Genomic DNA, 25,313 nt, shown 5'->3' with positions numbered 1-25,313 from the left:
GGGTGATTAACGATAAAGACCCGTCGGTTGCCGGTATCAAACAGGCGCTTGCGCTGCCGACCACACTTTCCGTTTCGCCATATCTGGAAGACCCGCAGCTGGTGCAGGAGTTTGATAGCGCGTTGCAGTCCATCGATTACGGCAAGAAAACCGTCGCCGAAGCGGCAACGGATTTCAAACGCCAGTCGGAGCGTATCCTGAAACGCGCAATGCGTTAACGTAACAGCGGACAGTCCGGCGGCAGGCGACAGCGCAGCGCCGCCGGTAAAATCTCCATACGGAAAGTTTTGCCGCTGAGCGGCTCGCCGTCGAGGTTAAAGGTCATCTCGTGTGACGCGGTGACTTCAAACCACGGCGAGACGCTATCCACCAGATTCTCCGTGCCATCGTTGCTGGCGAGCGTATTAAATAGCGCCGGAATGAGTTCCTCTCCGGTGAAAATACGCAGGTGCAGCAAACCGTCGTTAATCAATGCGTCCGGACACAGCTGCTGCCCGCCGCCCGCCTGACGGCCGTTACCAATACCGATAACCAGCGCATCGCCCTGCCAGCTAAAATTCTCGCCGCGAATCTCGCAGCGGTCTGGCTTCAGCGTATCCATCCGCATCAGCCCATGAATCAGGTACGACACGCCGCCCAGCGCGGCTTTGAGTTTTTCTGGCGTTTCGGTGGTGATGCGCGTGCCGAAGCCGCCGGTGGCCATATTGATAAAGCAGGTTTTGTGGTTCACCTGGGCGATATCGACCGGCACGTCGCGACCGGCAATGGCGAGTTTCAGCGCATTAGCCAGATCCGCTGGAATATTGACGCTGGTAGCAAAATCGTTGGCGGTACCGAGCGGCAAAATGCCGAGCGCCGGTACCTCGCGGCTTTCACTGTGGATCAGCACCGTCGCGACTTCGTTAATCGTCCCGTCGCCGCCGCCCGCGATCACCGTCTCGACGTTCAGGCGAATGGCCTCTTCCACATAACGCACCGCATCGCCTTTCTCCCAGGTGACGCGAACATAAATGGTCACCCCCTCATCGCGCAGCAGTTCAACCGCCTCGCGGAGCTGGGGGGTATTGGCACCCTTGCCGTTTAAAATCAATAAGCTTGCAGGAAAATCGGACATCCGTGGTACCTCTTTGTGGGGTATGCAAAGAGTGTAACAAATGATACGCAGATATGCCTGTTGTCTCTTATAGGTGACAAACATCTTGCCAGCTTGTCTCTTATAAGTGACAATTGAACTCAGGAAAAGGAATGAGGGTAAAGGGATGTACAAATCTCAATTTTATCAGGATAAAAACGGTGATAAGCCTTTTTGTGAGTGGCTGGCCCGGCTAAAAAAGAAGGACCTCCTAGCCGCCGTAAAGATTGATACCAGACTAGACCGGGCTGAATCAGGAAACTTTGGCGATCACAAGTTTGAAAGAGATGGCGTCTGGGCGTTACGTATTGATTATGGCCCCGGCTATCGAGTGTACTATTCCTTAGAAGATGGCGAGATTATCCTTTTGCATATCGGCGGTACGAAGAAAACGCAGGCCGCGGATATCGATAAGGCAATTGAATATCTTAGAGATTTTAAAGCGAGGGCTAAATGACAATAGCGACTAAAAAAGCGGAAACCATTGCCCCAGCGGTGGATCGTGACAAGCTCATGATTGAAGCATTTCGAGCCGATCCTGAGTATGCGGACCTTTATCTCAAAACCGCGCTTGAAGATATTAATGAAGAAGGCGGTTTAGGGGGGTTCCTTATTGCATTACGCCGCGTGCTAGAAGCGCGTGGTGGTATCGCCGAGGCGGCGAAAAAGACGGGACTGGCGCGTCAGAGCATTTATCGTGCTTTATCTGAGAAGGGAAACCCGACGGTCACAACGCTTGCTCGGCTTGCTGCGGTAGCGGGTTTACAGCTTACGTTAAGCAAAGCACAACACTGAACTTTTGCTGCCAGACAAAAAAATAAGCCCGTGTAAGGGAGATTACACAGGCTAAGGAGGTGGTTCCTAGGTACAGCTAGCATTTATGGATTATGTTTTTCAGCGAAGCGAATGATATCTACAATCGATTATTACGTCTGTGATCCATTTCTAAGAATCTTTGCTATTGAAAAACAATATAAATGTACTAGCTGGTATGCGGATTCCGAGTCGATTCTCCTGCGAAGTTACGCATCAGCAGGCCATACTCCAGCGCCACGTCTTCCGGTACGGGTAACCATACGGTGTGGCCATCGCCAGGTGCGACGGAAGTGGCTTCGCCTTTGAGGTTTTCCATGTGCTCAAGGGTGAAGTTGACGTTACCCTGCGGGGTCATCATTTCCAGGCTGTCGCCGACGGTGAATTTGTTTTTGACCGCGACGGCGGCCAGGTTGCCTTTACGCTCGCCGGTAAATTCGCCGACAAACTGCTGGCGCTCGGAGACGGAGTAACCGTGCTCGTAGTTCTGGTAGTCGTCGTGGGTGTGGCGACGCAGGAAGCCTTCGGTGTAGCCGCGGTGCGCGAGGTTTTCCAGCGTTTCCAGCAGGGAGGCATCGAACGGTTTGCCCGCGGCGGCGTCATCAATGGCCTTGCGGTAAACCTGCGCGGTACGGGCGCAGTAGTAATGCGATTTGGTACGGCCTTCGATTTTCAGCGAGTGCACGCCCATCTGGGTCAGTCGCTCAACGTGAGCGATGGCGCGCAGATCTTTGGAGTTCATGATGTAGGTGCCGTGTTCGTCTTCGAAGGCGGTCATGTACTCGCCCGGACGTTTGGCTTCTTCAATCATAAAGACTTTATCGGTTGGCGCGCCGATGCCTAATGTTGGCTCAACGTTCTGCACTGGAATCGGCTCGAATTTGTGGACGATGTTGCCCACGTCGTCTTCTTTGCCTTCCTGAACGTTGTATTCCCAGCGGCAGGCGTTGGTGCAGGTGCCCTGGTTCGGGTCGCGTTTATTGATGTAGCCAGACAGCAGGCAGCGGCCAGAGTAGGCCATACACAGCGCGCCGTGAACGAAGATCTCAATCTCCATATCCGGCACCTGAGTGCGGACTTCTTCAATCTCTTCCAGCGACAGTTCGCGGGAGAGAATCACGCGGGTCAGCCCCATCTGTTTCCAGAACTTCACCGTTGCCCAGTTTACGGCATTTGCCTGAACGGACAGGTGGATGTCCATCTCCGGGAAGTTTTCGCGTACCAGCATAATCAGGCCTGGATCAGACATAATCAGCGCATCCGGCCCCATATCCACTACCGGCTTCAGGTCACGAATAAAGGTCTTCAGCTTGGCGTTATGCGGAGCGATGTTCACTACCACATAGAATTTTTTACCGAGCGCATGGGCTTCGTTGATGCCGAGCTGCAGATTTTCGTGATTGAATTCGTTGTTACGGACGCGCAGAGAGTAGCGTGGCTGGCCAGCGTATACTGCATCGGCACCGTAAGCGAAAGCGTAACGCATATTTTTCAGCGTTCCCGCCGGGGAAAGGAGTTCCGGTTTAAACATGATTATCTCGTTCTGATGACAGGTCAGATTCGTCGCAGCTGATGCGGCGAGTTGGGGAGTGCCCCCACATTAAGGGCGGGCATTGTAGCGCTGTGGGGGAGGGGAGTAAACCTTTGTCCTCATTGTGCCGGATAAGCGCAGCGCCATCCGGCAACTCGTCACATTACGCCATGCGGCAGGCGTCGGCTTCCCAACGGTAGCCTACGCCGTAAACGGCGCGAATAAACGACTGTTCGGCGTCCAGCGACTCCAGCTTACGGCGCAGGTTTTTAATGTGGCTGTCGATGGTGCGGTCGGTCACCACGCGATAATCATCATAAAGATGGTTCAGCAGCTGCTCGCGGGAGAAGACTTTTCCGGGCTCCTGCGACAGCGTCTTCAGCAGGCGGAACTCGGCGGGCGTCAGGTCGAGCAGGCGATCGCGCCACGAGGCCTGAAAACGGTTCTCGTCCACGATAAGCGGGCTTTGCTCGTCCATGGCCTGCAGTTCGGTGCGTGGTTTGCAGCGACGTAAAATGGTTTTTACGCGCGCGACCACTTCGCGCGGGCTGTAGGGCTTACAGATATAGTCATCGGCACCAATTTCTAAGCCCAGTAGGCGGTCGATCTCTTCGATTTTGGCGGTGACCATCACGATAGGCACATCGGAAAAGCGGCGGATTTCACGGCATAGCGTCAGACCATCGGTACCCGGCAACATCAGATCCAGCAGGATAAGATCCGGCGGGGTCTGATGAACGTACGGCAGCACCTTGTCGCCGTGGCTAATCAGCGTCGGGGCATAGTGGGCTGCCAGTAAATAGTCGATGAGCAGTTGTCCCAGTTTGGGTTCATCTTCAACAATCAAGATGCGTGGGGCGCTTTCATCAATCGGTAACTCGGTCATATTTCTCTCGATATTGCACGTTCCAGCGGTAATTCTACTTTAATGCTAACCCCACCAAAAGGCGAATGTCCGACGTTAAGCTTCCCGCCGTGGGCGGTGACGATGTTGGCGCAAATCGCCAGCCCCAGCCCGGAGCCGCCGCTGGCGCGGTTGCGTGAACCCTCGGTGCGGTAGAAGCGTTCGCACAGTCTTGCCAGCTGTTCGTCGGTGACGCCGGGGCCGCTGTCGGCAAATTCCAGCACGATATTCTGGGCGTCGAGCGCGGTGCGAATCAGCACCTGACCGCCGCTGTCGGTGTAGCGTAGGCTGTTTTCCAGCAGGTTGTTGAACAGCTGCATTAAGCGGTCCGGGTCGCCAAACACGGTGGCGTTTTCCGCTGACAGCGCAAGGTTAAGCGTTAGGCCTCGGCTGGCAAGGCGTTCGCGGAAGGCATCAGCGGCAATCTCCACCAGGGAGATGATATCGACGGCGGATTTCTGATAGGCCAGCGCGCCTTCATCGGACATCGATAGCTGATGCAGGTCATCGACCAGCTTGGTCAGTGTGGCGACTTCGGCCTGTAGCGAAGTCACCGACTCAGGGGTGAATTTGCGCACCCCGTCCTGTATCGCTTCCAGCTCGCCACGTAGTACCGCCAGCGGGGTGCGCAGCTCATGGGAGATATCGGCCATTAAATCCCGGCGCATCTGCTGGTTTTTCTCAAGCGTACTGGCGAGCTGGTTAAAATCTTTTGCCAGACGGCCAAGTTCATCGCTGCTGTTAGCCGGAACGCGGGTCGAGAAATCACCCGCCGCTAGCTTGTGGGTGCCATCAACCAGCCGCCTGACCGGTGCCAGCAGACCGCGGGCCAGCGGGAAAGTGGCTAATGCCGCAAGCAGTGTGGCCAAGCCAACGATAAGCCAACTGGTGCGGCGCTGCTGCTGGTCAAAATTGATATCGGTGTTACGCGTCAGGCGCTCAACCGGTGAGGCGATAACCGCGCCAACTTCCATGCCGTTTACGATAATTCCACGGCGTGAGCCGTCGTGCGGTACCGCTTCGCGAGGGCCAACCAGCACGCGAGCGTTCTGATCGACAACCCAGAACTGCGTGCGCCAGCCGTGAGGCGGCATACCGCCGCGATCCGGTCCGCGGTCAGGTTCTCGTCCGGGCTCGCCGTCTGGCCCCGGTGGGCCCGGCGGTTGGCGGTCTTCGTTATTGTCATGCTCAAAAGAGCGCAGGATCTGGAAAATAAAACGGTCGTTATTGCGTAAAAAGCGCCAGTTTCCGTGCTGCGCATACTGTTCTGCCAGCGCGTCGCTGAGTAACTGTAATCGCTGCTCATTACCGCGCTTGATGTAGTCAATAAAGCCACGCTCAAAGCTGATGCGTACGGCCCAGTGCATGCTAATAAGCAGCACAATACAGGTGGTTAAAATGACCAGAAACAGTTTACCGGAGATACCCGGACGCCATAATTTCACGGTTTATTCCTTGATTTTGTGTCGGGCGATCACCGCGTTTTTGGTGGTGTCGTCCGGTACGCGGGCAAAGACCAGCGCCGGGAGCGCAATAATCACGGCCATGCAGAGATAGGTATACATAAAGACGTGGTGGGTCGCTTCACTACCAACGGTAATATGCTGCTGACCGAAGGTGCCGAGCAGAATACCAGCGATGGTGACGCCGATACTCATCGACAGCTGCATGATCATCGACAGCAGGCTATTGCCGCTGCTGGCATAGTCATCGGGCAGGTCTTTCAGAGTCAAAGTGTTCATCGACGAGAAGCGGCTGGAGTTCACCATCCCCTGCACGAACAGCACCACCGGCAGGGCGTAGTACCAGCCTGCCAGCGCGGTAAACATAAACAGCAGGCTGATAATCGCCAGGCTGACGGTGCTGAACACCAGCACGCGGCGATAGCCAAAGCGGTTAACCACCTGTACCACGATACGCTTCATTCCCATGCTGCCGAGCACCATTGGGATCATCATCAGACCCGCATGAAACGGCGTGAAGCCCATTCCAATTTGCAGGAATACCGGCGTCATAAACGGCAGCATGCCGCTGCCGATGCGCCCGCTAAAGCTGCCGGCCAGGCCAAGCGAAAAGGTCGGGGTGCGGAACAGCTTCAGGCTGAATAGCGCGCTGTCGTTGCCGCGAGCATGCCACAGATAGATAACGATAGCGGCGATACCAATCGCCACCAGCGCGCCCACCATCAGCGGCGAGATACCCAGGCCTTTTTGTCCATCCAGCGCCAGGGTGAGCGTAGCCATCCCCAGCGCCAGCACGATAAAGCCGGAGATATCGAAACGCCGCGTTTGCACGGTGTAGTTGGGCATCAGGGCGAGGGTGGCGATACAGCCGATAATGCCGACCGGGATGTTAATCAGGAAGATCCAGTGCCAGGAGGCGTACTCGACCAGAATCCCACCGAGGGCCGGGCCGAGCAGTGGGCCAATCTGGCCGGGGATGGTGACAAACGTCATCGCCGCCATGTACTGGTCGCGCGGCACGATTTTCATCACCGTCAGCCTGCCTACCGGCACCATCATCGCCCCGCCAATACCTTGCAGGACGCGCGCCATGACCAGCTCGTTGAGCGTGCTGGATAGCGCGCAAAACAGCGAACCGACGGTGAAAAGCACAATGGCGGTGAAAAAGATATTGCGCACGCCAACTCGGTCAGCCAGCCAGCCGCTTGCGGGCAGCATGACGGCGACGGTTAGCACATAGGAAACCACCACCATGTGCATATGCAGCGGACTCTCCCCCAGGCTCAGCGCCATAGAGGGGAGGGCGGTGTTGACGATTGTGGTGTCCAGCGCTTGCATAAAAAAGCCGAACGCCACAATCCAGAGTTGCCAGCGAACGTTGGCAGGTAGCTCAGTCATCGTTATTCAGTTACCGATTGTCGGGATTGACGCGAAAAACGCAGACGCAGACGATCGAAGAACAGATAAACCACCGGGGTGGTGTAGAGCGTCAGCAACTGGCTCATCACCAGACCCCCTACAATCGTAATCCCCAGCGGTTGACGCAGCTCCGAGCCATCGCCCCCGGAGAGAACCAGCGGCAGCGCGCCAAAAAGCGCCGCCAGCGTGGTCATCATAATCGGGCGGAAACGCAGCAGGCAGGCCTGGAAGATTGCCTCTTCTGGGGCCAGATTACCGTTACGCTGCGCTTCCAGGGCGAAGTCGACCATCATAATGGCGTTTTTCTTCACAATGCCAATTAATAGCATGATCCCGATAAGGGCGATTAGGCTGAATGGGGCATTGAACAACTCCAGTGCCAGCAGCGCCCCGACGCCCGCAGACGGCAGCGTGGAGAGAATGGTCAGCGGGTGAACGTAGCTCTCATACAAGATCCCCAGCACGATATAGACCGTAGCAATCGCGGCGATGATTAAAATCACCTGTGAATTCATCGTGTCCTGGAACACCTGCGCGGTCCCGGCAAAAGAACCGCGCACCGTGTTGGGTACGCCGAGCTGCGTCATGGTGCGGTTGATGGCATCGCTTGCTTCCGACAGTGATTTGCCGGTTGGCAGGTTGAAGGAGATGGTCGATGCCGCCGACAGCCCCTGATGGTTAACCGACAGCGGCGCGTTCGCGGGCTGCCATTTGGCAAAGTAGGACAGCGGAATGGCCTTGCCTTCGCTATTAATCACAAACATCTTGTCCAGCGCACTGACGTCCTGGGTGTAAACCGGGTCCACCTCCATCACCACCTTATACTGGTTCAGCGGTTGGTAAATGGTGGAGATCTGGCGCTGACCAAAGGCGTTATTCAGCAGGCTGTTGGCTGCTTCAACGCTGATCCCCAGACGAGACATGGTTTCACGGTCGTAGATAAGATCCATTTCCGCGCCGTTATCCTGCTGGTCTGAGTTGACGTCGGCAAGCTCTGGCAGTGCGGCCAGCGCTTTACGGATTTTCGGCTCCCATTCCCGCAGTGCGCTAAGGTCGTCGGAGAGCAGGGTGTACTGATAGCTGGCATTGGCCTGACGGCCGCCGACGCGGATGTCCTGCACCGCCATTAAGAACAGGTTTGCCCCAGGCTCTTTAGCGAGCTTTTTACGCAGCCGGTCGATAATCTGCTGCGCCGTTTCATGGCGCTCATCGCGAGATTTCAGGGTGATAAACATCATACCGCTGTTGACGCGTGAACCACCGGTAAAGCCGGTGACGTTGTCCACCGCCGGGTCTTCACGGATGATTTTCATAAAGTCCTGCAGCTTGCCGCGCATCGCCTGGAACGAAATGCTCTGGTCAGCCTGAATGCCACCCATCAGCACGCCGGTATCCTGTTCCGGGAAGAAGGTTTTAGGAATGCTGATATAGAGCCAGATATTCAGCGCAATGGTCGCGAGGAAGACGACGCCGACTAATCTGGCATGCGCCAGCACCCATTTCAGCGACTTACCATAGCCCTGCTGCATGGCAACCAGCACGCGGCCAAATCCCTTGTTGCGGGTTGGCGAATGTCGACGGCTGGATTTGAGCATCCAGCCGCACATCATCGGCGTGAGGGTGAGCGAAACGGCGAGCGAAATACCGATAGCTACCGACAGCGTGACGGCAAACTCTCGCAGCAACCTGCCCGGCAGGCCGCCCATCAGCAGCAGCGGCAGGAATACCGCCACCAGTGAGACGCTCATCGACAGCACGGTGAAACCCACCTCGCGGCTACCCTGAAGCGCCGCCTGCATAGGTTTCATTCCGGCCTCAATATGGCGTGAGATGTTTTCCAGCACCACGATGGCATCATCGACCACAAACCCGGTAGCGATGGTTAACGCCATCAGCGACAGGTTATTGAGGCTAAACCCGCACAGATACATGGCGGCAAAGGTACCAATCAGCGACACCGGCACCGCGACAGCGGGAATAAGCGTCGCGCGACCGGAACGCAGGAACAGGAACACGACCAGAATCACCAGTGCGACCGAAATCACCAGCGTCTGCTCAACTTCTTCCAGCGACGCGCGGATGGTTGGCGAGCGGTCCTGGGCAATTTGCAGGTCGATAGCCGCCGGAATGGTCTGCTGCAAGCCCGGCAATTCTGCCCGGATGCGGTCAACGGTGTCGATAATGTTAGCTTCCGGCAGCTTGCGGATCATCAGCAAAATGGCCGGTTTGGCGTTGGTCATCCCGGCGTTGCGGACGTCCTGCACCGAGTCAGTCACGGTGGCGACATCGCCAAGATGCACCGCGCCGCCGTTGTTGTAGTGGACAATCAGCGGCTGGTACTCCGCCGCTTTCTTCAGCTCGTCGTTAGTCTGTAGCTGCCAGCGGTGGCTGGTATCCTCAATCGCCCCCTGCGGTTTACGCACGTTGGCATTGCTGATGGCGGTGCGCACGGCGTCCAGCGACACGCCCTGGTTAAACAGCGCCTGCGGGTTAAGGTCAACGCGCACGGCGGGCAGGGAGCTGCCGCCAACGTCGACGTCGCCCACGCCGTCAATCTGCGAAATGCTCTGCGCAAGCTGAGTTGACGCGAAGTCGTACAGCTCACCCTGCGAATAGGTATCCGAGGTGAGTGTCAGGATCATGATAGGCGCGTCTGACGGGTTAGCTTTACGGTAGGTCGGACGGCTTGGCATACCGCTTGGCAGCAGGTTTTGCGCGGCGTTGATGGCCGCCTGCACGTCACGCGCCGCGCCGTTGATATCGCGGTCGAAGTTAAATTCGAGGATGATGCGCGTACTGCCGAGCGAACTGCTCGATGTCATCTCGTTGACACCCGCGATACGCCCCAAAGAGCGTTCCAGCGGTGTGGCAACGGAGGACGCCATTGTCTCCGGAGACGCCCCCGGCAGCGAGGCGCTGATCATAATTACCGGGAAGTCGACCTGCGGCAACGGGGCCACCGGCAGCAGGCGGAATCCGAGGACCCCGCACAGCGTAATGGCGAGCGAAATTAAAATCGTCGCTACCGGACGATAGATAAAAAGCGCAAAAAATTTCACTTACGCTTCCTCTTCACGACGCGGGAACCGGCTTTTCAGGTACAGCGACAGTCGGTCAAACAACAGGTAGATAACCGGCGTGGTGAACAGCGTCAGCACCTGGCTTACCAGCAGGCCGCCGACCATGCCGATCCCCAGCGGACGACGCAGCTCGGCGCCAACGCCGGTACTGAGCATCAGCGGCAGCGCGCCCAGCAGGGCCGCCAGCGTCGTCATCAGAATCGGGCGGAAACGCAGCAGACAGGCCTGATAAATCGCCTCGCGCGGCGCCATGCCCTGTTCGCGCTCTGCGGCGAGCGCAAAGTCGATCATCATGATCGCGTTCTTCTTCACGATACCAATCAACAGAATTATCCCAATGATGGCGATAACGTCCAGCTCGTTCCCCGCAATCATCAGCGCCAGCAGCGCGCCGACGCCAGCGGTCGGCAGGGTCGACAGAATGGTGATTGGGTGGATGAAGCTTTCATACAGCACGCCGAGCACGATATACATCGCTACCACCGCTGCGACCACCAGCCAGATGGTGCTGCTCAACGCCGACTGGAAGGCGAGGGTGCTGCCCTGAAATTCGGTACGAATATCCGACGGCAGATTCAGCGTTTTTTCGGTATCCAGGATCGACTGCACCGCATCACCAAGCGAGTACTTATCCGGCACGTTGAACGAAATCGTGGTCACCGGGAACTGGTCGAGGTGGTTTATCGACAGCGGCGCAAAACGCTGCTCCACTTTGGCAATCGCGGTTAACGGCACAATGCCGCCGTCGCTGCTGGTCAGACGAATGTTATCGAGCGCCGAAAGCCCCGGCGTTTCGCGGGTGTCGTGTTCCAGCACCACGCGATACTGGTTAGCCTGAGTGTAAATGGTGGAGATAAGGCGCTGACCAAAGGCGTTGTAGAGTGCGTTATCAACGTCCGCCATCGAAATGCCGAGACGGCTAGCGCTATCGCGGTCGACGTTAACGTAGGCGACCAGACCTTGATCCTGCCAGTCGCTGCTGACGTCAGAAAGCTGCGGCAGCGCCTGAAGCTGCTCCATCAGCTGCGGCACCCACTGGCTTAATGCGTCGAGTGAGTTGGCCTGTAGCGTGAACTGATACTGCGTGCGGCTCACGGTGGTATCGATAGTCAAATCCTGCGTCGGTTGCAGATAGAGCTGGATACCGGGAATGCGGTCGACCGACTGCTGAAGGCGGCTGATAACGGTCTGCACGCGGTCATCACGCTCGCTCAGTGGCTTAAGGTTAATTTGTAAGCGGGCGCTGTTGAGCGCTGGGTTAGTGCCGTCCACACCGACAAAGGAGGTCAAACTTTCAACTGCCGGGTCTTTCAGAATGGCATCGGCCACCGTCTGCTGGCGCTGAGCCATGCTGGCGAACGACACCGACTGCGGCGCCTGCAAGGTGCCCTGAATAATGCCGTTATCCTGAATCGGGAAGAAGCCTTTCGGAATGGTCACCCACAGAATAATCGACAGCGCCAGCGTGCCGAGCGCCACGCTCAGGGTTAACCAAGGGTGGTTCAGCACGCGTGCCAGCAGGTGTCCGTAACCGGCAATCACCCGGTCAAAGAAGCGCTCGCTGGCGCGCGAGAAACGGTTCTGCTTGCGCAGCGATTCGTGGCTCAGCATGCGTGCGCACATCATCGGCGTCAGCGTGAGTGAGACCACGGCGGATATCAGGATTGTCACCGCCAGGGTGACGGCGAACTCGCGGAACAGACGGCCGACGATATCGCCCATAAACAGCAGCGGGATCAGCACCGCAATCAGCGAGAAGGTCAGTGAGATGATGGTGAAGCCAATTTCGCCTGCACCCTTCAGTGCCGCCGTCATCGGCTTTTCGCCTTTCTCGATATAGCGCGAGATGTTCTCAATCACCACGATGGCGTCATCGACCACAAAACCGGTGGCGATGGTGAGCGCCATCAGCGTTAGGTTGTTGATAGAGAAATCAAGAAACACCATCACCGCGAACGTACCCACCAGCGAGAGCGGAACGGCGACGCCAGGAATAATGGTCGCCGGGACGTTACGCAGGAACAGGTAGATGATCATGACCACCAGCGCAATCGCCAGCATCAGTTCGAACTGGGTGTCAGAAACGGAAGCACGGATGTTGGTTGTGCGGTCGGAAAGTACCTCAACCTTAACCGATTTCGGCAGGCTTTCGGTGAGCTGTGGCAGCATCTGGCGGATGCTGTCCGCCGTGGAAATAATGTTCGCGCCCGGCTGGCGCTGCACGTTCATGACGATGGCCTGTTTTTTATTGGCCCATGCGCCAAGCCAGGTGTTCTCGGCCCCTTGTTCCACGGTTGCCACGTCGCCTAAGCGAATTGGCGCACCATTTTTGTAGGCGATAATCAGCGCCCGGTACTCCTGCGCCGACTGCATCTGGTCGTTCGCTGAGAGCGTCACCGCGCGCGCTGGGCCGTCAAGGCTCCCTTTCGCCGAGTTGACGTTGGCGTTGGTAATGGCGGTGCGGATATCTTCGCTGGTCAGCCCGAGCGCGGCAATGGCCTGAGCGTTGAGCTTCACGCGCACGGCTGGGCGCTGGCCGCCCGCGAGCGTCACCAGACCAACGCCGGAGACCTGGGAGATTTTCTGCGCCACGCGCGTCTCGACCATATCTTCTACTTCGGTCATTGGCGTAGCGGTGGAGGTGACGGCGAGGGTCATGATCGGCGGATCCGCCGGGTTAACTTTGCTGTAAACCGGCGGGTTAGGCAGGTCGCTCGGCAGCAGGTTGGTGGCGGCGTTAATCGCGGCCTGTACTTCCTGCTCGGCGACGTCCAGCGGCAGCGTGAGCTGGAACTGGAGGGTGACGACCGATGCGCCGCCGGAGCTTTGCGACGACATCTGTTTGAGCCCGGACATCTGCCCGAACTGACGCTCAAGCGGCGCGGTAATTGCTGAGGTCACCACGTCCGGACTGGCACCCGGATAGAGCGTGACCACCTGAATGGTCGGGTAGTCGACCTCTGGCAGTGCGGAAACAGGCAGAAAACGGTAGCCGATAATCCCGGCCAGCAGAATTGCCACCATCAAAAGCGTGGTGGCGACAGGGCGCATGATAAACAGGCGGGATGGGCCGCCCGTGTTGCTCGGCGGTAAAACTTGCATCAGCCGCGCGCTCCTTTATGACCGGCGGCATGGCCTTCCGCCGCCGCTGGTTTTTCCGTGGCGGTTGCCGTGGCGTCGTGGGCGGTGACGACTTCCACTTTGGCGCCTTCGGTTAAGCGGTCAATACCGTCTGTGACCACGCGGTCACCCGCGGAGAGCCCGGCGTCGATTACCACTTTCTGGCTGTCCTGAATGCCCGGCACTACGGTGTGTTTGCTGACTTTGTTGTCGCTGTTCAGCACCCAGACAAAGTGCCCGTCGTTACCCATTTGCAGCGCGGCAGTCGGGATAACCACTGCATTTTGCTGAGTGTCTACCAGCATGCGTGCGTTGACGAACTGATTCGGGAACAGCGCATCGTCCTGGTTATCAAAACGTGCTTTGAGTTTGATGGTGCCGGTAGTGGCATCAATCTGGTTGTCGAGGCTCAGCAGCGTGCCGTTGCTCAGCTTCTGCTTGTTGGTGCGATCCCAGGCTTCAACCACCAGGCTTTTACCCGCTTTTTGCGCGGCAACCACGGTAGCAATGTCGTTTTCAGGCAGGGTGAAAACCAGATCGATCGGGTGCGTTTGGGTCAGAACGACGATACCGGTAGTGTCTCCGCTGGAGATTTGGTTACCGATATCAACCTGTTTTAAGCCTACGCGGCCATCGATAGGTGCGGTAATACGGCTCCAGTCGAGCTGCAGCTGCGCGCTGGCAACGGCGGCTTCATCGGCTTTGATCGTGCCTTCGGTTTCGCTAACCAGCGATTGTTGGGTGTCCAGTTCCTGGCGAGAGACCAGATTGGTTTTTACCAGTTGCTGATAGCGGGATAAATCGCGACGCGCGTTGGCGAGCGTGGCTTTGTCTTTTGCGAGTTGACCCTGCGCCTGGGCAAGGGCAACTTTGAACTGGCTAGGGTCGATTTCTGCCAGTAGATCACCGGCTTTGACCTGCTGCCCTTCCTGGAAGTGAATCGCCATCAGCTGGCCGTCAACGCGGCTGCGAACGGTCACGGTATTGGCGGCGGTAATGGTTCCGAGCCCGCTCAGATAGCGAGGCACAGATTCGCTGGTGGCGGTGGCTGCCTGAACTGGCGCCAGGGTGCCGCCAAAGCGCCCGCCGTGACGCCCACCGGCGGCAGGCGCGCCCGCCGGCTTCGCTGCGGTGGAACCGGAGGTATCAGAATTGCTGCTGAAGTGCCAGACACCAAACGCAACTGCGATCGCCACCAGCACGGCCAGCGCAATGCGCCAGCGATAGTTAAAAATGCCTTTCATTGTTATTCGTTTCTCGCCCTGAATCATTTCACGAAATGATACTAGTTTAGTAACGGAACGCTCAGAAAAAATGGAGGAAATATGAAAGACGGAAGGAATCGTCCGAATCCTGTACGGCTTTACGAGTAGGCTCGCAAACTCTGGGGACGAAACTGCGTGGAATGCCGACGCGTGCTACCGTCAGCGGCGTTTAGCAGGGCGCTAAAACAGGAAAGCCCCTCCTGACGAAGGGGCCTTATATAAGGAAAGGGTTATGATGAAGTTGGTCATCATGCTGGTGATACTCTTAGTGTTTAGCTTACCGGCTTACTAAGACACCAGGGGGAGGACTAAATCCTCCCTTACCCTAACTCCTTTACGATAGGTCGAAAAAACAGCGAAGTCAACGACGATATATCAGGCGAAAACCACCTGCGCCCAGCGGGACAGACCGGCGGTTACCGAGCCAAAATCATCGCCGCCGGCAATTGGAATGCCGGGAAGCTGTTGGGCCAACGCTTTCTTAATCAGCGGCGAGCGTGCGCTGCCGCCGGTTAAGTAGATGACGTCCGGCTTTTCGCTGCTGTTTTCCAGCGCCAACTGCACCTGCTCGAGGATGCGCGTCAGCGGCTGGTTCAGCGCCGCTTCAAGACCGTCCTGGCTGATGGCGGTCGCCAGTTCATCGCTGATAAACGGCAGCGAGGTGTCAATCTGGGTGGTTTCGGACAGCGCGATTTTGCTCTCTTCGGCGCTGCGCACCAGGCGGTAGCTCAGGCGCTGCTGCCAGACTTTATAGAGCAGAGAGACTTTCTCTGCATCTCGGGCATCGCGCGCCAGGTCGCGCAGCAGCCGGCCATTAGCCGCGCTGTAGAAGTCGGTCTGCGCCGGAACGTCGTTGATAGCCACCGCGTTCCACCATGGCAGAATCGGCAGAGCGATGCCTTTTTCGGTGTCGCCGCCCATGCCGAGCAGCGGCATCAGGCTCTTGAAGGCCAGCGCGATATCGAGGTCGTTACCGCCTACGCGGCAACCACTGTGGCCCAGCAGGCTCTGTTCACGGTCGTGACGGGTGCGCCATTGTGGCCCCATCAGCAGCACCGAGCAGTCGGTGGTACCGCCGCCGATATCGACGACCAGCACGCGTTTTTCTTCGCTGAGGGTGGCTTCGAATTCCAGTCCTGCCGCGACCGGCTCATACTGGAACACCACGTCACGAAAGCCCGCGCGCTTTGCCGCACGTTCAAGGATGCCGACGGCCTGGGCGTTGGCTTCTTCGCCGCCAAGCCCCTGGAAGTTTATCGGGCGGCCGATCACCGCTTGATCCAGGCTTTCCGTCAGCTGTGACTGTGCCTGCTGGCGAATATGCAGCATCATCGAGCAGACCAGGTCTTCAAATACCGCAACCTGCTGCGGTTTCAGACCGCTCGCGCCAAGAAAGGATTTTGGTGATTTAACAAAATAGACCTCTTCCGGGTCCGTGATGTACTGTTTGAGTGAGGCGAGGCCAAACTGCACGCTGTTGCTCAGCACATCGATATCTTCTTCGCGGTTGAAGTTCATCGCCCGACGCAGCAGTGCCTGCGCTTCATCGCCGGTGGCGGGAACCTGATGATGGCGATAGAGCCATTCACTCACCGCTTCACGCGTAGGAGCAGAAAGCATAGAAGGCAGCAGCGTACTGCCGTTTTCCATCGTCAGCATGCGCGGAGCGCCATCCTGCATCACGGCGATAGAACAGTTCGCCGTACCGTAATCAAAACCAATAAACACGTCAATCATCCCCATGCCAGTGAAGAAAGGGGGGCGACTTTAGCGGAATGTCGCGAAGGCGGCAACAGGAATATGAAAGCAAGGTTATCGAGGTGATTACCCGCTATGCTATGACGTCGGGCCTACCGTTATGTGTTTAAGGAGCAACGATGTTTGAACTGCCGTGGTTACCGCCGTACGACTGGCAATGGATGTTTGGCTTTCTACAGGCGCGTGCCGTCAGCGGCATTGAACGCTTTCAGGACGGTAGTTACACCCGCAGTTGGCGCTGTGGCGAACATCACGGGCTTATCACCATGTCGCCCGACGTGGCGCATAACCGACTTTGCATCACGCTCACAGCCGGGCTTATGCCGGTTGCCGACCAGGCGCTGGACGGCGTGGCCAGATTATTGGATTTGCACTGCGACCCGCAGCAGATTCAACGCTCGCTGGGGAGTCTTGCTGCCGCCAGACCGGGGCTGCGCCTGCCGGGGGCGCTTGAAGCATTTGAACAGGGGATAAGGGCGATTCTCGGCCAGCTAGTTAGCGTGAAGATGGCCGCGACGTTGACCGGGAAAGTGGTGGCGCTCTATGGTGAGCCGCTGGCTGAAGAAGAGGGATTTTTCCTGTTTCCTACCGCTGAGCGTATGGCAGCGGGCGATCCGCTGGCATTAAAAGCGCTGGGGATGCCGCTAAAACGCGCGGAGGCGCTTATCTATTTCGCTCAGGCAACGGTCAACGGGGCGCTGCCGCAGACGCTACCCGCAGATGTCCCGCAGGCGCTAAAAATGCTGCAGCAGTTCCCCGGCATTGGCCGCTGGACGGCAAACTACTTTGCGCTGCGCGCCTGGCAGGCACAGGATATTTTTCTGCCAGATGATTACCTGATTAAACAGCGGTTTCCAGGGATGACGCCCGCACAGATTCGCGATTATGCCGCGCGCTGGCAGCCCTGGCGCTCCTACGCGTTATTGCATATCTGGCATACGGACGACTGGTCGCCGGTATGAACCACCGGCGTGTAGACCGTGACTCTACCGCGACCGTTGTTTTTTGAGTCGTAGCAGGCGGCATCGGCCTGTACCAACAGTTCTGCCAGTTTAGCATTGTGCTCATGTACCAGCGTTAACCCGGCGCTGGCACCTACCCGGTGCAGGCGGCCTGCCCATATAAATTCGTAGTGATTAATCGCATCGACGACGCGCTCGGTAACATTTACCGCTTGCTCTGTGGAGCAGTGGCGCAGAATAAAACCGAATTCGTCGCCGCCCAGACGCGCCAGAATGTCGCTGGGACGCAGCACTGAGCGCATCAGCGAGGCGATTTCGTGCAGTAGCGCATCGCCTGCCGCATGGCCAGCGCTGTCGTTAACCGCCTTAAAGAAATCAAGGTCGAGCATAATCAGCGCGTGCGACTGGTGGGTACCGGGCAGCGCTTTCAGCAGGCCTTTCAGCTGGCTTTCAAAACTGGCGCGGTTCGGCAGCCCGGTCAACGCATCGTGGGATGCGCTGTAGCTGAGCTGGCGCAACAGCTTACGCGACTCGGTCACGTCCTGAATAACCAGTACGAACCCGATGCGTTCGCCATCAAGGGTTTTCAGCGGCGTCATGCTGTAGTGAATATCATAGCTGCCGCCGAAGCGGTTTTTTAGGGTGTTGTCGTACGCGGCATCGCTCTCGGGGCCCGCTTGTGCGCTGAGTGCCTCCAGCTTCTCTCCATCCGGCCCTTCGGTAATACGCAACACGCTAAGCAACGGCTTGCCCTGAGCTTCCGATTGTTTCCAGCCGCTCATCTTTTCAGCGACCGGGTTCATGAAAATAATGTTTTGCTTATTGTCGGTGCTGATCACCGCATCATGAATGGAGTCGAGGGTGATATGCAGGCGCTCTTTTTCCTGGAACAACGCTTCGTTGGCCTGGGTTATCCCCGCCATCAACGCTTTATTCGCTTCACGGCTCTTTTTCAGCGAGTTGATGTCTTCGACCTGCTTAATAAAGTAGAGCGGCGTACCGTCGTTATTGCGCACCAGAGAGACGGCGAGCAGTGCCCAGACTACGTCTCCATGCTTAGTGCAGTAGCGTTTTTCCAGTGAATAACTGTCAATCTCACCGCGGTTTAAGCGATCGAGTTGTTCCAGGTCCGTGGCTAAGTCTTCAGGCCAGGTCACCTGCTGGAAGGTCATCCGGTGAAGTTCCTCCTGGCTGTATCCGAGGAAGGCGCTCAGCGCTTTGTTGACCTGCATCCACTGCCCGTAAGTGTCCACCAGCCCCATGCCAATGGCGGAATACTCCATTGCGTTGCGAAAGCGGGTTTCGCTCTCGGCAATATGTCGGCGTTCGTTGTGCACGGCGTACATGGCGATACTCATTACGCCGGTTGGTAGTAGTACCATCAGGAACGGCAGTCCCGGCATATTGTGCAGTCGATAGCTATTCAGGGTGTTCTCAATCATGTGCTGAACCAGCGGGTGCAGTGAGGTCAGCATCAGCACAACCATAATGGTCAGCAGGGAAATGATAAACGCCTCTAAACGCGGCAGGCGTACGGCGCTCCACATCAGCAACACCATGATGAAGGTGAACGGCCACGGCAGATAGAGCATGGCTGTAATGCTTAGCGCCAGGGTAATCACGGTGGTCAGCAGCGTAGAGAACAACAGTGAGGTATTTTGATAACGTGTGGCAAACCGGGCTTTTAGCAGCAGGCCAATCGGAACCAGCGCTAACGCACCGGTGGCTTCAGCGATCGCCCACACTATCAGCGTTTGCAATGCGTTAGTGCCGGGATAGAGGCTGGCGACCAGAATGCCGCCCAGCAACGCTGGCACCAGCGCGCAGGCGATCGCCATGCGGGTCCAGTCCACCAGGTTTTGCAGTGGGTTATCGAGCACTAGCCAGCGTCGCAGCAGCAGTGCACCGACCAGCGCCTCCAGAATGTTAATCGCCGGGTAGGTGAGCGTGACCGCCGACGGTGAGTACAGGCTGGTTGCAGCAATAACGCCCAATGCTCCCGCCAACGCAATACCGGGCCATAGGGAACGTTTAAAACGATAGAATCCCGCCATCATGACTGCCGTTGGAAGCCACACCGGCGAAAGGTCACTCGGATGATGCATTAGCGCGAAGGAGTAAAGCGTGAACAGGAACGTCAGGAGCCCAAGGCTGAACAGGAGTTGCGCCGTGCGAAACGGTGAGGTCAGAACAATGGGGATGTACTGTTTTTCTTTCTTCATTACCACGATTATCCGGAACAACACGGTCCGGCCTTGCTGACATTACCGTCGAGTATGCACCAACTTACGCGCCATTTATCGGTTCGATGACATTTATTGACAATAATCGGCAATTGATCACAAGTGTAATATTTTCTTCATGAATAACGATTTGCGCTGCAACGAGCCTCGGCGGCGTTTCACCGATTGTCGCCGCCGATCGATGCATACGACTGGTATCGTCGCTATGAAATCCCTATAATTGCCGCGTTTGGCGCTGGTACATGTGATTATTCAGAACTTCACCTCTTGAATAATATTGTCTGTCCGTGCCGTCCTTCCTATCATCCAGGTTAATCGGGTCGCAAAATTTATGACTGATAAGTCTCATCAGTGCGTCATTGTAGGCATCGCCGGCGCATCGGCTTCAGGTAAAAGTCTTATTGCTAGTACGCTGTATCGCGAGTTACGCGAGCAGGTTGGTGATGAGCATATCGGTGTTATCCCTGAAGATAGCTATTATAAAGACCAAAGTCACCTGTCCATGGAAGAGCGGGTTAAAACCAATTACGACCATCCTAACGCGATGGACCACAGTCTTCTGTTCCAGCATTTGCAGACCTTAAAACGCGGCACCGCTATTGAGCTGCCGGTTTATAGCTACGTCGAGCACACCCGTACTCAGGAAACGATCCACATCGAACCGAAAAAAGTGATCATTCTTGAAGGGATCCTGCTGCTGACGGATGCGCGTCTGCGCGAAGAGATGAACTTCTCTATTTTCGTCGATACTCCGTTGGACATCTGCCTGATGCGTCGTATCAAGCGTGACGTTAACGAGCGCGGGCGTTCAATGGACTCCGTGATGGCGCAGTATCAGAAAACCGTGCGTCCAATGTTCCTGCAGTTTATTGAACCTTCCAAGCAGTACGCTGACATCATCGTGCCACGCGGAGGCAAAAACCGCATCGCCATCGATATTCTGAAAGCGAAAATTAGTCAGTTTTTTGAATAACTCACGCGAATTGTGTAACGTGCATTAATAGCCCTCAACCATGCCGGAAGAGGGCAGTAGTACATTAAGGAGAGTGATATGCGTTTGTGTGACCGAGATATAGAAGCCTGGCTGGATGACGGCCGACTGTCGATTAACCCGCGTCCCCCGATTGAGCGTATCAATGGCGCGACGGTTGACGTACGTTTGGGCAATAAGTTTCGGACCTTCAGCGGTCATACGGCGGCCTATATTGATTTAAGCGGCCCGAAGGCGGAAGTCAGCGCGGCGCTGGATCGCGTGATGAGCGAAGAGATTGTGCTGCCTGAAGGCGATGCATTCTATCTGCACCCGGGCGAACTGGCCCTGGCGGTCACGCTGGAGTCGGTCACGCTGCCGGCGGACCTGGTGGGCTGGCTTGATGGTCGTTCATCGCTGGCGCGTCTGGGGCTGATGGTACACGTGACCGCGCACCGTATCGATCCAGGCTGGTCTGGCTGCATCGTGCTGGAGTTCTACAACTCAGGCAAACTGCCGCTGGCGCTGCGTCCCGGCATGCTGATTGGTGCGCTGAGCTTTGAGCCGCTGTCCGGCCCGGCCGCTCGTCCATATAACCGTCGCGAAGATGCTAAGTACCGCGACCAGCAGGGTGCGGTCGCCAGTCGTATCGATAAAGACTGAACCATCGCGAACCTGATGAGGGTGCCATGAGACGAATATTGACGACGCTGATGATCCTGCTGGTGGTGCTGGTTGCCGGCCTGTCATCGCTGGTGCTGCTGGTGAATCCTAACGATTTCCGCAGCTATATGGTGAAGCAGGTAGAAGCGCGTAGCGGCTACCAGCTTCAGCTCGATGGTTCTCTGCGCTGGCACGTCTGGCCGCGCTTAAGCATCCTCGCGGGGCGAATGACCCTCACCGCGCCGGGCGCTACCGCGCCGCTGGTACGGGCTGACAATATGCGCCTTGATGTGGCGCTTTTGCCGCTGCTTTCTCATCAGCTTCAGGTGAAGCAGGTGATGCTGAAAGGGGCGGTTATTCAACTCACGCCGCAAACGGAAGCTGAATGCGCGCAAAATGCCCCGGTCGCCCCGAAAGGCACATCGCTGCCGCAGGAGCCCGGTGATCGCGGCTGGTCGTTTGATATCGGTGCGCTGCAGGTTGTCGACAGCGTGCTGGTTTTCCAGCATGAAGATGATGAACAGGTCACGGTACGCGATATTCGCCTGCAGATGGAGCAGGATGCCAATCATCAGGCTGAAGTTGATTTTTCCGGCCGCCTCAACCGCGATCAGCGCGATTTAACTCTTAGCTTCTCCGCGCAGGTTCAGGCGGGTGACTATCCTCAACGCCTTGATGCCCAGCTATCTCAACTCAGCTGGCAGCTTCAGGGCGCAGACCTTCCGCCGCAGGGAATTAGCGGTAATGGAAGTCTTAACGCCAGCTGGCAGGATGCCGCGAAAAAGCTGAGCTTTAGCAATCTTAGCCTGACGGCCAATGACAGTACGTTGGCGGGTTCTGGCAGCGTCATTCTGGGGGATTCCCCGGTCTGGGTGCTGAATCTGCAATCCGATAAGCTCAATCTGGATAACCTGCTGCTGCATTCGGATATCCTGCCTAACGGCGGCAATGGTGTCCAGAAGGCGCAGGCAACGCCTAAGCAGCCACGTCCGATTATTGCCAATGGGGTTAGGGTTGTCCCTTACAGTGGACTGAGCGGCTTTGAAGGGACGCTGGCAATGACGGCAAAACAGATTAGCTGGCGAGGGATGCCGTTCACCAACGTCAGTATTGCGGCCAGCAACCAGCGCGGTCTTTTGCAAATAACCCAACTGGAAGGCTCGCTCGATGGCGGGACGCTTTCCCTGCCAGGTACGCTCGATGCGCGTGACGGCACGCCGCAGGCAGAATTCCAGCCGAAGCTCGATAACATCCAGATTGGCAGCCTGCTCAAAGCCTTTAATTACCCTATCAATATGACCGGCAAAATGTCGCTGGCAGGGGATTTCTCCGGCACCGTGATTGATGCAAACCATTTCCGTCGTGACTGGCAGGGACAGGCGTCTATTGAGATGCAAAATACCCGTACCGAGGGGCTCAACTTCCAACAGCTGGTCCAGCAGGCCGTTGAACGCAGTACCGATGTGCGTGCCCAGGAAAACTACGATAGCGCCACGCAGCTGGATGAGATGACGACGGATATTGACCTTGATAGCGGTATTCTGACGCTCAGTAATATCCGCGGTTCCTCATCCCTGATGACGTTGAACGGTAAAGGGACGCTGAATCTGCTGAAAGAAGAGGGCGATTTACAGTTTGCCGTTCAGGTGATTGACGGCTGGCAAGGGCAGGGGAAACTGATTGATATGCTGAAGCAAACGGCCATTCCGCTGCGCGTATACGGTAAATGGTCCGCGCTGAATTACAGTTTGCAGGTGGATCAAATCCTGCGACGTCAGCTACAAAATGAAGCTAAGCGCCGGTTGAATGACTGGGCTGAGCGGAATAAAGGGACGCAGTCCGGTAAGGAAGTGCAGAAGCTGCTGGATAAACAGTAGGTCGGATAAGACGGTAGCCGCCATCCGGCAGACAAACAAAACCCGGCATTGCGAAGCTCTGCCGGGTTTTATTTATTCATGATATTCAGTAGCCCGGCCAAGCAAAGCGCCGCCGGGACAGATTCCTTACTACACCTCGTAATCCCACTCATCATTCTGCGGCGGCGGAATGATCTGCACTTTCTGCACGCGGTGACTTTCTACCTGCAGCGTTTTGAGTGTCCACAAACCAATCTGCACTTCCTCACCGGCTTTAGGAATACGCTGCAGATGTTCCATCAACAGCCCGGCGATGGTGTGATATTCGCGCTTCTCGTCCAGCGGCAGCGGGATGTACTGTACCAAATCTTCCAGCGGCATATGCCCATTCGCGGTCCACGTACCGTCGGCATTCTTCTGAATGTCGTGGCGCGCATCAATCTCTTCTGCTTCATTAGGCAGGTTACCGGCGATGGTCTCCGTCACGTCACTCAGCGTCACAATCCCCTCAACCGAACCAAACTCATCCACCACGAACGCGAAGTGGGTACGTGCGTTGCGGAACTGTTCCAGCGCCGACAACAGCGGCAGCGCTTCCGGGAAGACCAATGGCTGGCGGATTAACACGCGCAGATCCAGCGGCTCACCGCGCAGCGACTGCTGCAGCAGGTCGATAACGTGTACGACGCCGAGTAAATCCTCTTCATCATTACCGCCGGTTACCACCAGGCGGGTATGCTGGTTTTTCTCCAGCAGCGCGCGCACTTCGCTTTCCGGCGCGCTGAGATCGATGTGTTCAATATCATGACGGGAAGTCATGATGCTGCTTACCGTACGCTGATTGAGATTCAGCACGCGCTCGATCATCCGCCGTTCCTGCGGGTCGAAGATTTGCTGACTGTCCTGGTCTACCAGCAATGAAGCTGTGCCGGCATCAAGTTCTGCATCCTCTTTTTTACCGCTCAGCAGGCGCATCACCGCCTCGGTGGTACGGCTTCGCAGCGACTGATTAGCGGTGAGGAAGCGACGACGGTTGAAGATAGCCAGCTGGTTCAGGAACTCAATCATCACCGAGAAGCCAATAGCGGCGTACAGATAACCTTTCGGAATGACGAGGCCAAAGCCTTCCGCCACCAGGCTGAAGCCAATCATCAGCAGGAAGCTCAGACACAGAATGACAATCGTTGGGTGACTGTTCACAAAGCGGGTGAGCGCCCGACTGGCCATTAGCATCAGGCTGATGGCAATAATAACCGCCGCCATCATGACAGCCAGATGGTCGACCATGCCGACCGCGGTGATGACCGAGTCGAGCGAGAAGACCGCATCCAGCACCACGATTTGCGCCACAACGCCCCAGAAACGCGCGCCGCGCCGTTGTGTCGGGTTATCGTTATCTTTTCCTTCTAATCGCTCGTTGAGCTCTACCGTCGCTTTAAACAGCAGGAAGAAGCCGCCGACCAGCATAATCAGGTCGCGAGCGCTGAAGGTAAAATCACGAATGCTGAACAGCGGTTTCGTCAGGGTGACCAGCCACGAGATAGAGGCCAGCAGAAGTAGACGCATAAGCATCGCCAGAATCAGGCCGGTGACGCGCGCGCGGTCACGTTGGGCTGGTGGCAGCTTTTCTGCGAGGATGGCGATAAACACCAGATTATCAATTCCGAGAACCAGCTCGATGACGACCAGCGTCACGAGTCCCGCCCAAATAGACGGATCGGCAATCCATTCCATACGTTGGTTAAAACCTTATGTTACTTGACGAATTGATCATGGATAAAGCGACGGCAAATTGCAACGTTTGGCTGCGATTTCTCGCGGCAAAAAACCAATGTACGTCAGGAAATAATAGCGAGAAATGGCCTTGGGTTTATTATTGAGAATATATTTTCAGTGGCGCGGTACTAAAGTTGTCAATATAAAGAAAATCCTAAAAAGTCATACGATATTGATCTTAATCTTATTCTTAAAATTATTTTTTAAGCGGGGCTAACCTTGCCTGCTATTCGCTTAGCTGCAACAATTCTACCGGTACTGAATGGAATAGCCATTGAGGTACGTCATGAAATAGTCATGCAGGAATGAAAATCCCTGCATTATATATCCAGGAATATTCTCTACGTTTATTTTTAGC

At 56.5% G+C, this 25,313-nt stretch carries 18 protein-coding genes and 1 pseudogene; 8 read left to right on the top strand and 11 right to left on the bottom strand.

Translation table 11 applies throughout. From position 1 onward, the window contains the following. A pseudogene (locus GKAS_RS25090) lies at window positions 1-218 on the top strand (ABC transporter substrate-binding protein); the annotation flags it as partial. Here GKAS_RS25090 and yegS read toward each other — a convergent pair. Then, window positions 215-1,114 carry a lipid kinase YegS gene (yegS, locus tag GKAS_RS09490; RefSeq protein ID WP_035893789.1) on the bottom strand — a complete coding sequence of 300 codons (900 nt, stop codon included), beginning with the start codon at window positions 1,112-1,114 and terminating at the stop codon, window positions 215-217. The pseudogene GKAS_RS25090 and the gene yegS overlap by 4 nt on opposite strands. Before the next feature lie 145 nt (window positions 1,115-1,259). On the opposite strand from yegS, the gene GKAS_RS09485 reads away from it, so the two are divergent. Together GKAS_RS09485 and GKAS_RS09480 are read left to right on the top strand one after the other, a co-directional pair. After that, on the top strand, window positions 1,260-1,589 hold the full coding sequence (locus GKAS_RS09485; RefSeq protein ID WP_035893787.1) for a type II toxin-antitoxin system RelE/ParE family toxin: 330 nt from the start codon (window positions 1,260-1,262) through the stop codon (window positions 1,587-1,589). After that, window positions 1,586-1,927: a helix-turn-helix domain-containing transcriptional regulator gene (locus GKAS_RS09480; RefSeq protein WP_035893785.1), complete on the top strand. Its 342-nt coding sequence runs from the start codon at window positions 1,586-1,588 to the stop codon at window positions 1,925-1,927. Before GKAS_RS09485 ends, GKAS_RS09480 begins: the two co-directional genes overlap by 4 nt. A 187-nt stretch (window positions 1,928-2,114) precedes the next feature. Here GKAS_RS09480 and trhP read toward each other — a convergent pair whose 3' ends face one another. The 7 genes from trhP to GKAS_RS09445 all read right to left on the bottom strand — a co-directional run bounded on the left by trhP (window position 2,115) and on the right by GKAS_RS09445 (window position 14,706). Beyond that, window positions 2,115-3,476: a prephenate-dependent tRNA uridine(34) hydroxylase TrhP gene (gene trhP / locus GKAS_RS09475; RefSeq protein ID WP_035893783.1), complete on the bottom strand. Its 1,362-nt coding sequence runs from the start codon at window positions 3,474-3,476 to the stop codon at window positions 2,115-2,117. A 163-nt stretch (window positions 3,477-3,639) separates the two neighbouring features. Next, entirely contained in the window at window positions 3,640-4,362 is a 723-nt protein-coding gene (gene baeR / locus GKAS_RS09470) for an envelope stress response regulator BaeR (RefSeq protein WP_035893781.1), read from the bottom strand. Continuing rightward, on the bottom strand, window positions 4,359-5,825 hold the full coding sequence (baeS, locus tag GKAS_RS09465; RefSeq protein ID WP_035893779.1) for an envelope stress sensor histidine kinase BaeS: 1,467 nt from the start codon (window positions 5,823-5,825) through the stop codon (window positions 4,359-4,361). The genes baeR and baeS overlap by 4 nt, the downstream gene beginning before the upstream one ends. Before the next feature lie 3 nt (window positions 5,826-5,828). After that, window positions 5,829-7,241 (bottom strand): MFS transporter, encoded by a 1,413-nt coding sequence (gene mdtD / locus GKAS_RS09460; protein WP_035893777.1) that lies wholly within the window; start codon window positions 7,239-7,241, stop codon window positions 5,829-5,831. A gap of 2 nt (window positions 7,242-7,243) precedes the next feature. Then, complete coding sequence (mdtC, locus tag GKAS_RS09455) at window positions 7,244-10,321, bottom strand: multidrug efflux RND transporter permease subunit MdtC (RefSeq protein WP_035893775.1); 3,078 nt, start codon at window positions 10,319-10,321, stop codon at window positions 7,244-7,246. Further along, window positions 10,322-13,444 (bottom strand): MdtB/MuxB family multidrug efflux RND transporter permease subunit, encoded by a 3,123-nt coding sequence (locus GKAS_RS09450; RefSeq protein ID WP_035893772.1) that lies wholly within the window; start codon window positions 13,442-13,444, stop codon window positions 10,322-10,324. It abuts the gene before it with no gap. After that, a complete protein-coding gene (locus GKAS_RS09445) occupies window positions 13,444-14,706 on the bottom strand; it encodes an MdtA/MuxA family multidrug efflux RND transporter periplasmic adaptor subunit (protein WP_035893770.1) in 1,263 nt (420 codons plus the stop codon). Before GKAS_RS09445 ends, GKAS_RS09450 begins: the two co-directional genes overlap by 1 nt. Window positions 14,707-14,959: 253 nt before the next feature. Between GKAS_RS09445 and GKAS_RS25540 the strand changes: the two genes are divergently transcribed. Further along, complete coding sequence (locus tag GKAS_RS25540; RefSeq protein WP_115074421.1) at window positions 14,960-15,019, top strand: type I toxin-antitoxin system Ibs family toxin; 60 nt, start codon at window positions 14,960-14,962, stop codon at window positions 15,017-15,019. 83 nt (window positions 15,020-15,102) lie between these two features. Here the strand turns inward: GKAS_RS25540 and yegD are convergent, their stop codons facing one another. Beyond that, window positions 15,103-16,455: a molecular chaperone gene (yegD, locus tag GKAS_RS09440; RefSeq protein ID WP_035893794.1), complete on the bottom strand. Its 1,353-nt coding sequence runs from the start codon at window positions 16,453-16,455 to the stop codon at window positions 15,103-15,105. Window positions 16,456-16,604: 149 nt separating this feature from the next. Between yegD and alkA the strand changes: the two genes are divergently transcribed. Continuing rightward, window positions 16,605-17,447 carry a DNA-3-methyladenine glycosylase 2 gene (alkA, locus tag GKAS_RS09435; protein WP_035893769.1) on the top strand — a complete coding sequence of 281 codons (843 nt, stop codon included), beginning with the start codon at window positions 16,605-16,607 and terminating at the stop codon, window positions 17,445-17,447. Here the strand turns inward: alkA and GKAS_RS09430 are convergent. Beyond that, on the bottom strand, window positions 17,399-19,669 hold the full coding sequence (locus tag GKAS_RS09430) for a PAS domain S-box protein (protein ID WP_051910746.1): 2,271 nt from the start codon (window positions 19,667-19,669) through the stop codon (window positions 17,399-17,401). The genes alkA and GKAS_RS09430 overlap by 49 nt on opposite strands. Before the next feature lie 352 nt (window positions 19,670-20,021). Here GKAS_RS09430 and udk point away from each other — a divergent pair, with 352 nt between their 5' ends. From udk to asmA, 3 genes are all read left to right on the top strand, one after another. Beyond that, window positions 20,022-20,663, top strand: coding sequence for a uridine kinase (gene udk, locus GKAS_RS09425; protein ID WP_035893767.1), 642 nt, complete (start codon window positions 20,022-20,024; stop codon window positions 20,661-20,663). A 78-nt stretch (window positions 20,664-20,741) separates the two neighbouring features. Next, on the top strand, window positions 20,742-21,323 hold the full coding sequence (gene dcd / locus GKAS_RS09420; protein WP_035893765.1) for a dCTP deaminase: 582 nt from the start codon (window positions 20,742-20,744) through the stop codon (window positions 21,321-21,323). Window positions 21,324-21,349: 26 nt separating this feature from the next. Further along, entirely contained in the window at window positions 21,350-23,200 is a 1,851-nt protein-coding gene (gene asmA / locus GKAS_RS09415) for an outer membrane assembly protein AsmA (protein ID WP_035893762.1), read from the top strand. A gap of 129 nt (window positions 23,201-23,329) precedes the next feature. Here asmA and GKAS_RS09410 read toward each other — a convergent pair whose 3' ends face one another. After that, window positions 23,330-24,913, bottom strand: a complete 1,584-nt coding sequence (locus GKAS_RS09410) for a TerC family protein (protein ID WP_035893760.1) — start codon at window positions 24,911-24,913, stop codon at window positions 23,330-23,332. Window positions 24,914-25,313: the final 400 nt, after the last annotated feature.

Origin of the sequence: Kluyvera ascorbata ATCC 33433 (assembly GCF_000735365.1) — a bacterium.
GTDB lineage: Bacteria > Pseudomonadota > Gammaproteobacteria > Enterobacterales > Enterobacteriaceae > Kluyvera > Kluyvera ascorbata.
The sequence above is the reverse complement of the archived record's forward strand: the minus strand, read 5'-3'. Positions and strand labels throughout refer to the sequence as shown.